Origin of the sequence: Pantoea sp. EKM21T (genome assembly GCF_011800405.1) — a bacterium.
Taxonomy (GTDB): domain Bacteria; phylum Pseudomonadota; class Gammaproteobacteria; order Enterobacterales; family Enterobacteriaceae; genus Pantoea; species Pantoea agglomerans.
This window is the reverse complement of the sequence record NZ_JAALFV010000006.1, coordinates 140,491-152,655: the sequence shown is the minus strand read 5'-3', so window position 1 is coordinate 152,655 and position 12,165 is coordinate 140,491. Positions and strand designations below refer to the sequence as shown.

At 59.5% G+C, this 12,165-nt stretch carries 9 protein-coding genes and 1 riboswitch; of the genes, 2 read left to right on the top strand and 7 right to left on the bottom strand.

Annotated elements, in window-relative coordinates; genetic code table 11:
* Positions 1-38: 38 nt before the first annotated feature.
* A complete protein-coding gene (gene polB / locus HFD87_RS13845; RefSeq protein ID WP_167423603.1) occupies positions 39-2,399 on the bottom strand; it encodes a DNA polymerase II in 2,361 nt (786 codons plus the stop codon).
* A 168-nt stretch (positions 2,400-2,567) separates the two neighbouring features.
* Here polB and HFD87_RS13840 point away from each other — a divergent pair, with 168 nt between their 5' ends.
* A complete protein-coding gene (locus tag HFD87_RS13840) occupies positions 2,568-3,332 on the top strand; it encodes a DedA family protein (RefSeq protein ID WP_010253821.1) in 765 nt (254 codons plus the stop codon).
* Positions 3,333-3,337: 5 nt separating this feature from the next.
* Here the strand turns inward: HFD87_RS13840 and thiQ are convergent, their stop codons facing one another.
* The 4 genes from thiQ to sgrR all read right to left on the bottom strand — a co-directional run bounded on the left by thiQ (position 3,338) and on the right by sgrR (position 8,441).
* On the bottom strand, positions 3,338-4,039 hold the full coding sequence (gene thiQ, locus HFD87_RS13835; protein WP_031594583.1) for a thiamine ABC transporter ATP-binding protein ThiQ: 702 nt from the start codon (positions 4,037-4,039) through the stop codon (positions 3,338-3,340).
* Positions 4,023-5,633: a thiamine/thiamine pyrophosphate ABC transporter permease ThiP gene (gene thiP / locus HFD87_RS13830; RefSeq protein ID WP_033787387.1), complete on the bottom strand. Its 1,611-nt coding sequence runs from the start codon at positions 5,631-5,633 to the stop codon at positions 4,023-4,025. The genes thiQ and thiP overlap by 17 nt, the downstream gene beginning before the upstream one ends.
* On the bottom strand, positions 5,609-6,595 hold the full coding sequence (thiB, locus tag HFD87_RS13825; RefSeq protein ID WP_089414576.1) for a thiamine ABC transporter substrate binding subunit: 987 nt from the start codon (positions 6,593-6,595) through the stop codon (positions 5,609-5,611). The genes thiP and thiB overlap by 25 nt, the downstream gene beginning before the upstream one ends.
* Before the next feature lie 46 nt (positions 6,596-6,641).
* A riboswitch (TPP riboswitch) is annotated at positions 6,642-6,744 on the bottom strand.
* Positions 6,745-6,779: 35 nt separating this feature from the next.
* A complete protein-coding gene (gene sgrR / locus HFD87_RS13820) occupies positions 6,780-8,441 on the bottom strand; it encodes an HTH-type transcriptional regulator SgrR (RefSeq protein ID WP_010671817.1) in 1,662 nt (553 codons plus the stop codon).
* Positions 8,442-8,695: 254 nt separating this feature from the next.
* Here sgrR and HFD87_RS13815 point away from each other — a divergent pair, with 254 nt between their 5' ends.
* Positions 8,696-9,874: an MFS transporter gene (locus HFD87_RS13815; protein ID WP_010253833.1), complete on the top strand. Its 1,179-nt coding sequence runs from the start codon at positions 8,696-8,698 to the stop codon at positions 9,872-9,874.
* A gap of 272 nt (positions 9,875-10,146) precedes the next feature.
* On the opposite strand, the gene leuD is transcribed toward HFD87_RS13815, so the two are convergent.
* Positions 10,147-10,752, bottom strand: coding sequence for a 3-isopropylmalate dehydratase small subunit (leuD, locus tag HFD87_RS13810; RefSeq protein WP_010253835.1), 606 nt, complete (start codon positions 10,750-10,752; stop codon positions 10,147-10,149).
* Between the two features lie 3 nt (positions 10,753-10,755).
* The gene (leuC, locus tag HFD87_RS13805; protein ID WP_022625402.1) at positions 10,756-12,162 is read right to left on the bottom strand and encodes a 3-isopropylmalate dehydratase large subunit; all 1,407 of its coding nucleotides are present in this window, start codon (positions 12,160-12,162) and stop codon (positions 10,756-10,758) included.
* Between the last annotated feature and the right edge of the window lie 3 nt (positions 12,163-12,165).

Here is a 12,165-nt window from a genome sequence, read left to right as displayed (position 1 = left end):
GGCGCTATGGTACTGGATGGCAGGACGTTCGTCACCTGTCAAAAAAGCCCCAGCTGTCCGGTAATAAGTGTAGCAAAGTCCCCCTCGACAAAAGGCAGAATCCCCTCTGCAACCGGCTGAAGTTGCCTCGTCACGTAGTGGTCATAGTCCAGCGGCGTGCTGCGCACCTCCAGTGGCTCGGGGCCTGCGGTGGCGATGACATAACGGATCCGGCCACCATTCTGGTACTGCAAGGGCCGGTTTAATTTACGATTGTGCTCATCGGCCAGCCTGGCGGCGCGCACGTGCGGGGGCACGTTTCGTTCATATTCTTTCAGCGGACGCCGCAGCCGCTTTTTGTAGATCAGCTGATCGTCGAGTTCACCCGCCAGCAGCTGCGCCACGGTTGTACGGATATAATCCTGCCACGGCTGACGGTGGAAGATACGGTGGTAGAGCTGCTGCTGGAACGCTTTTGCCAGCGGCGTCCAGTCAGTTCGCACCGACTCCAGCCCCTTAAAGACCATGCGCTCACCGGCGGCGTCACGAATCAGTCCGGCGTAGCGTTTCTTGCTGCCCTGTTCCGCGCCGCGAATGGTGGGCATCAGAAAACGGCAGAAGTGGTTTTCATACTCCAGTTCCAGTGTGCTGGTCAGCCCCTGCGTCTGCTGCAGATGGTCGCGCCACCAGGCGTTCACTTTCTGCACCAGCTGCTGACCAATCGCGGCGGCATCTTCTTCACTGTGCGCCGACTTCAGCCAGACAAAGGTGGAGTCGGTGTCGCCATAGATGACGTCGTAGCCTTCCGCCTCAATCAGCGTTCGGGTCTGCTGCATGATGGCGTGACCGCGCAGCGTAATAGAGGAGGCGAGACGCGGATCGAAGAAGCGGCAGGCGCTGGTGCCGAGCACGCCGTAAAAGGCGTTCATGATGATTTTCAGCGCCTGGGACAGCGGCTGATTATTCTGCTTTTTCGCCGCTTCGCGACCCAGCCAGATCTGTTCAACTATCGCAGGCAGGCAGTGGGTATGCCGCGAAAAACGCGCTTCACGGAAACCCTCAATCGAATCGGCATCATCAGGATGGGCCAGCCCTTCCACCAGACCCACCGGGTCAATCAGGAAGGTGCGGATAATCGACGGGTAGAGGCTTTTGTAATCCAGCACCAGCACTGAGTCATACAGGCCGGGGCGCGAATCCATCACATAACCGCCAGGACTGGCTTCCGGGGCCACATCACCCATGTTCGGGGCGACAAACCCGGCGCGATGCATCCGCGGAATATAGAGATGACCAAAGGCCGCTACCGAACCGCCGTGGCGATCCACCGCCAGTCCATTGACCGCCGCGCGTTCCAGCAGAAACGGCATAATCGCCGTTTTGTGAAAAATGCGCGTCACCAGTTCGCAGTCTTTCAGGTTGTAGCGCGCCAGCGCCGGTTTATCGTTGGCAAAACGCCAGTTGATCTCCTCCATACGCTGCCAGGGATTATCAATCGCTTTCCCTTCTCCCAGCAGTTGCTGCGACACGGACTCGAGGCTGAATGAGGGAAAATCCCAGAACGCTGATTTCAGCGCGTCAATGCCATCGATAATCAACCGGCCACTGGCCTGAGCGAAAAATACGCCGGGTTTGAAGCCATGTTCACGCCACTCCAGCACGGCCTGCTGGCGTCCCAGGCGCAGCGGAATGCCGTAACGATCGGCATGCTTTTGCAATACCCGCAGGTCAAACTGCACGACGTTCCAGCCAATTAAGACGTCCGGATCATGCTCTGCAAACCACTGGTTCAGGGCTTCAAGTAACTGCGGCCGGCTGTCGAGATAGATCAGCTCGAAATCCAGCGTGCTGGCATCACCGTTGGCCGGGCCGAGCATAAAGACCTGGCGCTGACCGCATCCCTCCAGCCCGATGCAGTAAAGCTCGCCATGCTGTGTGGTTTCAATGTCCAGCGAGACCCATTTCAGCGGCGGGCGATAGTCGGGATGGGGTTTGAGCCGCGCATTGACCACGCTGTCACCGCGCTGCTCGCCGTCAAACCAGACCGGCGCGGTAATAAAACGCTCCATCAGGTAGCGCTCCGGCGGACGGATATCGGCTTCATAGACCGGAATACCCTCTTCGCGCAGCCGTTTTTCAATGCGCTGTAGCTGGCGGTTCTGCTGGCAGTAGAGGCCGAAAACCGGGCGACGCCGAAAATCTTTCAGCGCCAGCGACTGAATCCGAAACTGACGTTCATCTTTCAGTAATTCGCTGACCTGCGCCTGAAATTCCTCAGGAATAAACGCGACGGACTCCTGCACCGGCAGCACCACGCGCTGCGCGCCCGCATCGGTCGCGAGCCAGAGGATAATTTCGGTGCCATGCGGGCTGTCGCGCCAGTGGCGGGTGAGCAGAAAACCTGCACGGGGCATATTCAGATGTTCTCCAGACTCAGCATTTCAGGATGAGAAAACCGCTTCAGTATAACATGGATATTTATACAGTTCCCGCCACCCGGTTTTGTCAACATTGTCCTACAATTCTTGCCTTGACGCTGTGTGGCTGGCTCAGGACAATCCAGCCTTCTGCTTTTACTTAGGATGATTATGGAAGCCTGGATTCAACAACTGATTACGCAGTCCCTGGAGTGGGCGCTGTTTGCCGTTGCGCTGGTGACGTTTCTGGAGTCGCTGGCGCTGGTCGGGCTGTTGCTGCCAGGTACGGTGATGATGGCCAGTCTGGGCGCGCTGGTCGGCAGTGGCGAACTTGGCCTTTACCCGGCCTGGGCGGCGGGCTTTGCGGGCTGCCTGATTGGTGACTGGGTTTCCTACGGCATCGGCTGGAAATTTCAGGGGCCGCTGCATCGCTGGAAGTATCTGCAAAAGTATAAAGGCCTGCTGGATAAAACCGAGCACGCCCTGCATCAGCACAGCATGTTTACGATTCTGGTCGGACGCTTTGTTGGCCCCACGCGTCCGCTGATCCCGCTGGCGGCCGGTATGCTGGAGCTGCCGGTGCGTAAATTCCTGCCGCCAAACATTATCGGCTGCATTCTCTGGCCGCCGCTCTATCTGCTGCCCGGTATTCTGGCGGGTGTGGCGATCGATGTGCCCAAAGCCGCGCAGGGCGGCAGCTTTAAATGGCTGTTACTCGGCGCAGCACTGCTGATCTGGCTGGGTGTCTGGTTATGCTGGCGCTGGTGGCGCAGCGGCAAGAGTCGCGACTGGGCATCGGCCTGGCTGCCGCCTGAGCGCCTGCGCTGGGCTGGGCCGCTGGGGCTGGTGATTGCCGTCGCGGCTTTCGTCGGCATTCAGTTCCATCCGATGATGCCCATTTTCCGTCATCTGCTGTGGCAGGTTTTCTTCGCCTGAATCGCTTAACGACGCGGGATGCCGAGCACGTCGGCCTCCCGCGTGTCGCCCGACAGTAACTGTCGGGTCTCGCCATCCCAGTAAACCCGGCCATCCACAATCACCACGCTGCGCGGCGCAATCTGCTGGGCATCTTCCAGACTGTGCGACACCATCAGCAGCGTGATGCTGCGCGCTTCACACACCGAACGCACCAGTTGCAGCATCTCTCCACGCAGCGCGGGATCCAGCGCAGAAAAAGGCTCATCCAGCAGCAGCACCGGACGGTCACGCAGCAGACAGCGTGCCAGCGCCACGCGCTGTCGCTGTCCGCCTGACAGCTCGCCCGGCAGCCGCGTCAGCAGATCGCCTAATCCCACCTGATCGGCCAGCGCTGCAAGCTGCTGGCGCTGCCCGGCGCTCAGCTTCAGTCCGGGGTGCAATCCCAGCGCCATGTTCTGCTGCACGCTGAGGTGCGGAAACAGGTTGTTCTCCTGAAACAGCATCGACACGGGCCGTCTGGCCGGCACGCTGTGGGTGTGCTCCTGGCCGTCAATCATCAGGGTGCCCTGTTTCACCGGCAGGAAACCGGCAATCAGGCTCAGCAGGGTGCTTTTACCGGCCCCGCTGGGGCCGAGGATCGCGATGCGCTCGCCGCGGGTGGCGTTGAGACTAAAGCGCATCGGCAGATGCTGATAAAGGTACGTGAGGTTATTCAGTGTCAGCATGGCGGCCTGGTAATTTTTCCATCAGGGTGAACAGCAGCAAACAGAGCAGCAGCAGCAGCAGCGCGGTCACTGCACCGTCAGCACCGCGATAGGCACCGATCTGTTGATAAAGGTAGAACGGCAGGGTGCGGAAATCGGCAGTACCAAACAGCGCCACCACGCCAAAATCACCGATCGACAGCACGCAGGCAAAGGCCAGCGCCTGAGCCAGCGGACGTTTCAGCGCCCGCAGTTCAATCAGCCGCAGCCGGTTCCAGCCGTGGATATCCAGCGAATCACAGAGTCTGCCGTAACGCTCCGCGACGTCACGCATCGGGTTCTCTAGCACTTTCAGCGCATAGGGAATGGCGATCAGCGCATTGGTGAAGATCACCAGCCCGTCCGCCGACGCCGGCAGACCAATAGTGGCGTTAAACAACAGGAAAAAGCCGGTGGCGAGCACGATGCCTGGCATCGCCAGAATCAGCATGCCGCTGGTGTCGATAAGGGTTGCCGCCGCCGGGCGCTGACGCAGGCGCAGCTCGCGGCTGCTCCACAGCAGCATCATGGTCAGCACCACACAGAGCAGACCGGCGCCGGTGGCGATGCGCAGTGAGGTAAACGTCGCCTGCCAGAGTGCAGGCTGCGCCAGCGCGCCGCGCAGTCCGCCGTGCAGACCATCGATGATAACCGCCGCCAGCGGGGGCAGCAGCAGGATCAGCGCCAGCAGGATCAGCAGCGCATCAACCAGCTGCGCCCCGCGCGAATCCTGCGGATCGCGCCAGCCGTTCAGCTGGCTGGTTCCGGCGGGAATGGCCTTGCTGAAGCGCTGGCTGAGCAGCACCAGCGTCACGCAGCAGCCAAGCTGGATCAGCGCCAGCAGTGCAGCGCGCCCCGGATCGTAGTCATAACTCAGCGCCTGGAAAATCGCCAGCTCGATGGTCGTCGCCTGCGGGCCGCCGCCCAGTGAGAGCACGGTAGCAAAGCTGGCGAAACAGAGCATGAAGATCAGCGCGCCGGTCGGCAGCAGCTGACGCCGCAGCCAGGGCCACTCCAGCAGACGAAAATGGTGCCAGCCGCGCAGGTCGAGCTGTGCCGCCAGCTGACGCTGTTCCGCCGGAATGCTCTCCAGCGCCTGCAGCATCAGGCGGGTCGCCAGCGGCAGGTTAAAGAAGACGTGCGCCAGCAAAATGCCCGACAGACCGTAGGGAGAGAAGTGGTAATCAATCCCTGCCAGCTGGCACAGCTGCGCCAGCCAGCCGACACGACCATAGACGGTGAGCAGACCAAATACCGCCACCAGCACCGGCAGCACCAGGGTCATGGCGCACAGACGCAGCAGCAGCTGACGGCCAGGGAAACGGCGTCGATAGAGCGCGCGCGCCAGCGGCACCGCTGGCAACAGCGACAACAGCGCGGAGAGCAGCGCCTGACCAAAAGAGAAGGCGATAACGTGATGCAGGTAATCATCCTGCAGCACGCTGCGCCAGTCATTCTCTGGCGCGGCGCTCCAGAGTGCACCGAAGGCCAGCAGCGCCACGCTGATTAACAGCAGCGTGGCGAGCGAACCGGGGATAAGCCAGCGCGGCATCAGCGGCTGACGGCGCGTTGCCACTGGCTGATCCAGCCTGAACGCTGGCTGGCAACCTCTTCCGGCGAGAACTGCAGGGCGGTGGCGGGCACAGTGAGCGCGCTAAAACCGGCAGGCAGCGGCGTGTCGATTACCGGGTACATCCAGTTACCGGTGGGAATCGTGCGCTGGAAGTCGGGTGACACCATAAACTTCATAAACTGCTGTGCCAGCGCCGGCTGCTTGCTGCTGGCTAACTGCGCGGCAACTTCAACCTGCAGATAGTGGCCCTCTGCAAACGGCGCGGCGGCATAGCTCTCTTTTTTCTCTTCGATGATGTGGTAAGCCGGTGAGGTGGTGTAGCTCAGCACCAGATCGCCTTCGCCCTTGAGGAACAGGCCATAGGCTTCACTCCAGCCTTTGGTCACCGTCACGGTTTTCTGCGCCAGCTTTTGCCACGCCTGCGGTGCCTGATCGCCATAGACTTTCTGCATCCACAACAGCAGGCCTAAGCCGGGGGTGCTGGTTCGGGGATCTTCGTAGATCACCCGCCACTTCTCCGGGCTGTCGACCAGCTCTTTCAGGCTTTTTGGCGGATTCTTCAGCCGGGTTTTGTCATAGACAAACGCGAAGTAGCCATAATCAAACGGCACGAAGGTGGTGTTGTGCCAGCCGCCGGGCAGTTTTAATGTCGAGGTATCGACCTGACTTTCGGCAAACAGACCGGTTTTCTGCGCCGCCTGTACCAGATTGTTATCCAGCCCCAGTACCAGATCGGCTTTGCTGTTTTTCCCTTCCATGCGCACGCGGTTCAGCAGCGACACGCCATCTTCCAGCGTGACGAATTTCAGCTCGCATTTGCACTGCGCCTCGAAGGCTTTTTTAACCGCCGGGCCAGGGCCCCAGTCAGCGGAGAAGGAGTCGTAGGTGTAGACCGTGAGAACCGGCTTAGCCGCCAGAACGGGGGCGGAGAGTAACAGCAGCACCGGCAGAACTTTGTTTAACACTTTGCGCTCCTTCAGGAGAATAGGGGATGAGTCGCAAAGGATCTGAGCACAGAGGCCTCCCAAATCCCTACGTCGGTATTAACCGAATCAGGTTCGACGGGTATCTCTCAGCTGCTTGCTGGTGGCAGGCGGCACCCCGTTGAGAACGTCACATTCTAGTCATTTCAGCGCCGGGGCGAAAGCCTCACAGCGCGGGTGGCGCGAACCAGGCGGATTTAAAATCAAACCAGCCCAGCGTATTCATCCGAACGCCGCGCATGCTGCGCTGACCTTCAAGCAACAGCCAGTGGTGAAACAGCGGATGAAGACCCGCTTCTTCGACTAACTGTTTACTCCATTCGGCCAGCGGCAGCGTTTTCTCGCGCCAGCGGGCCGCATCGCTGTGCCAGTCGATCGGCAGACAGTGATGCAGCAACGGGATCTCATAAAGCTGCGCAAACAGAGAATAATTCAGCGGCAGGGTAAAGTTCACGCTGCCAAGCCAGATATCACTTTCCGCTTCGCCCTGATACCAGCTTTCGTAGCTGATCTCGCGGGTCTCCAGCGTGACGCCATGTTCTGCCAATAGCGGACGCAGCGCGTTAGCGATGCCTTCATGCTCCACGTGCTGGCTGTACCAGGTCAGCGTCAGGTGGGTTAAGCCGGGCGGTTTTTCCACTGGCGTCAGGTCGCGCCGGTGATGCCAGCGCGGCAGCAGGCCATACGCCGGAAACCAGTAGCGCTGGTAGCCGACACCGGCGTGATTGAGCAGGGCGATAGGATTAAACAGGTAGCTGACCCAGCGCCGGACCGCCTCGTTGCGTCCCTGTTCTGAACGCTGGTCGAACAGCAGATAGTAGCAGCCCTCTTCAAGGCGGCTCTCCTCCTGAACCTCATCGGCTCCGTCGCCCTGCAGACGGACACCGGCATAGACCAGCTCATCGCTGATGTCGGGCAGTACCCAGATCGAGACATCATCAATCAGGGCGCGAAAACCAAAATAGTCATCAAACGCTTCGATCTTCAGCTGACTCTCCTGATTGCGGATCACCCGGTAAGGACCGGTGCCAACCGGCTGGCGGGCAAAATCGTGCAGCGTCGGCCATTCGCGCGGCAGGATCATCGCACTGACGCTGCCCAGCAGCCAGGGCAACCCTTCATCGGGCTGGCTTAAGCGGATATCCAGCGTCCAGGGCGCGGGCGAGTCGATCTGCTCGATATGGGAAAAGAGCGGATGAGGGCGCTGACGCTCAAGCGTGGCCAGCACATCCTCCATTTCCAGTTCTCTGCCGTGATGAAAGCGAATCGCCGGACGCAGAAAAAAGCGCCAGTGAAGCGGGGAAGTCTGCTGCCAGTGGTGCGCAATATCGGGCTCGATTTCCCCGTTTTCCTCATTTATCCGCGTCAGGCCGTTGAAAATCTGTCGCGCAATGTGGGTTTCGGAGCGCCGCAGCGGCGAACCGGGCAGCAGATTGAGCAGCGGACGATAGTAGAGCACCCGCAGGATATGCTTGCCCTGACGGAAACTGCGGCCCAGATGCGCGGCGATCATCTGCCGTACCTGATTTTTATCGCCCACCAGCTGGACCAGCTGATCGATGCGATCCTGCTCCAGCAAATCCTCGGCACGTTGCTGCTGCAAAGCCAGTCCGGTATAGCAGAAGGTAAGCTGTGAACGCTTGCCGCGTCCGGCTTCCGCCTGCCAGATTAGCCAGCCCGCGGCCTGCATCCGGTTGAGCAGATTGCGCATATGGCGGCGCGAGCAGTGCAGCAGGTCAGCCAGTTCGCTAAGGGTAATCTCCTGCGTTTGCCCCTGACAGCTCTGCCACAGGCGAATGAACTGCTGCTTCAGACGTGATGAGGACATAAAAGAGGAACTCCCGGTGAAAAGCGCTCTGTTTTTCTTGCCCTATTTTAAGAGCAAACTTTGCGTTATGGGAAGAGCGGGAGGCATTCAGCACTGAATGGCGTTCGACCCTGACTTCGCTGTTCAGCGGAGTGCTTTTCTGAGTAGGGTGCATTTACACCGCCAGCAGATGATCTCTGCTGGCTTTTTTCATGTTGCGCGGTATCGTCTACCCTTCTTTTTTCCCCTCTGTTTGTTCTGTAAGGGATTTCGGTATGAAATCGCTGTTAACGCGGCAGCGCCGCATCAATCCGGTTTACCTCGCTTTTATGGTCGCCTCGTTCATGCTGGGCATCGCGGGCGCGCTGCAGGCGCCGACGCTCAGCCTGTTTCTGACGCGCGAGGTGCAGGCGCGGCCCTTCTGGGTCGGACTGTTTTTCACCATCAATGCGGTGGCCGGTATCGTGGTGAGCATGCTGGTGGCAAAGCGCTCTGACAGCGTCGGCGATCGTCGTCATATCATTCTCTTCTGCTGCCTGATGGCGCTGGTCAATGCGCTACTGTTTGCCTTTACCCGCCACTATCTGACCTTACTGACGCTGGGCGTGCTGCTGTCAGCGCTGGCCAGCGTCTCAATGCCTCAGCTGTTTGCGCTGGCGCGGGAATATGCCGATCAGTCGGCGCGTGAAGCGGTGATGTTCAGTTCAGTGATGCGTGCACAGCTGTCGCTGGCGTGGGTGATTGGGCCGCCGCTCTCCTTCGCGCTGGCGCTGAACTACGGCTTTGTGACGCTATTTATGGTGGCCGCCGCGCTGTTTCTGATCTGTATCCTGCTGGTCTGGTTCACCGTGCCGTCGGTGCCACGTTCGCAGCCCCTGATGCAAAGCGGCGGGCTGCCGCTAAGTGGCTGGCGCGATCGCGATGTGCGTTTACTGTTCCTGGCCTCAGTCGCGATGTGGACCTGCAACACTATGTATATCATCGATATGCCGCTCTATATCAGCACCACGCTGGGCCTGCCCGAGAAGCTGGCCGGTCTGCTGATGGGGACGGCGGCGGGGCTGGAGATCCCGGTGATGCTGCTGGCCGGACATTACGCGCGGCGTATCGGCAAGCGCCGGTTAATGCTGATCGCGGTGGCGGCTGGCGTACTGTTTTATCTGGGGCTGGTGCTGTTCAATTCCCGCACGTCGCTGATGGTGTTGCAGCTGTTTAACGCGGTGTTTGTCGGGATTATTGCTGGCATAGGGATGCTGTGGTTTCAGGATCTGATGCCAGGACGGCCTGGTGCAGCGACCACCATGTTCACCAACTCGATCTCGACCGGCATGATTCTGGCTGGTGTTATTCAGGGCACGCTGAGTGAGCGACTGGGACATGAGGCGGTTTACTGGCTGGCATTCGGGCTGGCTATTGTGGCGCTGGTGATGTCGGCACGAGTGCGCGACGTATAAAGAAGAAGGGCGACCGGATGTCGCCCTCAGAGTGCTGACAAACCCAAACCCGAGTGAATCGGACCGCAGCTGACAAGCTTTACACGCAGGGAACACGGGCAGAGGAGGAAAGCGTCCCGCGCCAGGGACGGCGCGGGCCGAGCGGCCAGGGATGGTTTAAGCGACTTTCCGATCTGACCGTGTTCCCTTCGCAGGCTCGGTCTTACAGCTGGGCCAGAGCAGACGTTGTCAGTAACATCAGGGCGACCCGATGTCGCCCTGCTTTAACTCAATCAGCGCAGGAAGGCGGGCTGATTCTGCTCATACTGCGAAATGGAGGCTTCGTGCTGCAGCGTCAGACCGATGCTGTCCAGGCCGTTAATCATGCAGTGGCGGCGGAAGCTGTCGAGCTCGAACGAATAGACTTTATCGCCAGCGGTGACCGTCTGCGCCTCCAGGTCTACCGTAAAGCTGATGCCGGGCTGGTCCGCAACCAGTCTGAACAGCTCATCCACTTCCTCTTCGCTTAACTTCACCGGCAGCAGCTGGTTGTTGAAGCTGTTGCCATAAAAGATATCCGCGAAGCTCGGCGCAATCACCACGTGAAAACCAAAATCGGTCAGTGCCCAGGGCGCATGCTCACGTGAAGAGCCGCAGCCAAAGTTTTCACGCGCCAGCAGGATGCTGGTGCCTTTGAACTCAGGCTTGTTCAGCACAAAGCCGGGCGTTGGCACGGTGCCCGCGTCATCTTCAAAGCGCCAGTCGTGGAACAGATGCTGTCCAAAACCGGTGCGGGTGACCTTCTGCAAAAACTGCTTGGGAATGATTGCGTCCGTATCGACGTTCGCGGCATCCAGCGGCGCAACAATGCCAGTGTGCTGAGTAAATTTATTCGCCATGACTTAAGCTCCTGTCGTCAGTTCACGGATGTCGGCAAAGTGGCCGGTTACGGCAGCCGCCGCGGCCATCGCCGGGCTGACCAGATGGGTACGTCCACCACGACCCTGACGGCCTTCAAAGTTACGGTTGCTGGTTGACGCGCAACGCTCACCCGGATTCAGGCGGTCATTGTTCATCGCCAGACACATAGAGCAGCCTGGCAGACGCCATTCAAAGCCCGCTTCCAGGAAGATTTTGTCCAGACCTTCCGCTTCGGCCTGCGCTTTCACCGGGCCGGAACCCGGCACCACCATGGCGACCACGCCAGGCGCCACTTTGCGGCCTTTGGCGATGGCGGCGGCGGCACGCAGATCTTCGATGCGTGAGTTGGTGCAGGAGCCGATAAACACTTTATCAATCGCCACATCGGTCAGTCTGATGCCTGGCTGCAGGTTCATGTAGGCCAGGGCTTTTTCGGCTGAGGCGCGCTCAACCGGATCGGCGAACGAGGCCGGATTCGGGATCACCTGATCAACGGCAATGACCTGACCCGGATTGGTGCCCCAGGTGACCTGCGGTGCAATCTCTTCAGCATGCAGCGTTACCACCGCATCATATTTCGCGCCTTCGTCAGACTTCAGGGTGCGCCAGTAATCAACGGCCTGCTCCCATTTCTCACCCTGCGGCGAGAACTGACGACCTTTCAGATAGTTGAAGGTGGTCTCATCCGGTGCCACCAGGCCCGCTTTCGCACCCATCTCAATCGCCATGTTGCACAGGGTCATACGACCTTCCATGCTCAGCGCCTGAATCGCCGGACCGCAGAATTCGACCACATAGCCGGTTCCGCCTGCGCTGCCGGTTTTGCCGATGATCGCCAGCACGATATCTTTAGCCGTAATGCCGGTTGACGCCTGGCCCAGCACTTCAATCTTCATGGTTTTTGCCCGACCCTGTTTCAGGGTCTGGGTAGCAAACACATGTTCAACTTCAGAGGTGCCGATACCAAAGGCCAGCGAGCCAAACGCACCGTGCGTGGCGGTGTGCGAGTCGCCGCACACAATCGTCATGCCCGGCAGCGTCATGCCCTGCTCAGGACCGATAACGTGGACGATGCCCTGGAACGGATGATTCAGGTCATACAGCTGTACGCCAAACTCAGCGCAGTTCTTCATCAGCTCCTGCATCTGAATACGCGCCATCTCTCCCGACGCATTGATATCTTTGGTCTGCGTAGAAACGTTGTGATCCATGGTGGCAAAGGTTTTGCCCGGCTGACGAACTTTACGTCCGTGCGCGCGCAGACCATCAAAGGCCTGGGGCGAGGTCACCTCATGGATCAGATGGCGATCAATGTAGAGTAACGGCGTTTCTTCTGGCGTTTCGTGGACGACATGTGCATCAAATAACTTCTGGTATAAGGTTTTCATTTT

What these genes read in the sequence shown, in the direction of transcription:
- leuC (WP_022625402.1), bottom strand. Translation starts at nt 12,162, where the DNA reads ATGAAAACCTTATACCAGAAGTTATTTGATGCACATGTCGTCCACGAA.
- thiQ (WP_031594583.1), bottom strand. Translation starts at nt 4,039, where the DNA reads ATGCTGACACTGAATAACCTCACGTACCTTTATCAGCATCTGCCGATG.
- HFD87_RS13840 (WP_010253821.1), top strand. Translation starts at nt 2,568, where the DNA reads ATGGAAGCCTGGATTCAACAACTGATTACGCAGTCCCTGGAGTGGGCG.
- sgrR (WP_010671817.1), bottom strand. Translation starts at nt 8,441, where the DNA reads ATGTCCTCATCACGTCTGAAGCAGCAGTTCATTCGCCTGTGGCAGAGC.
- leuD (WP_010253835.1), bottom strand. Translation starts at nt 10,752, where the DNA reads ATGGCGAATAAATTTACTCAGCACACTGGCATTGTTGCGCCGCTGGAT.
- HFD87_RS13815 (WP_010253833.1), top strand. Translation starts at nt 8,696, where the DNA reads ATGAAATCGCTGTTAACGCGGCAGCGCCGCATCAATCCGGTTTACCTC.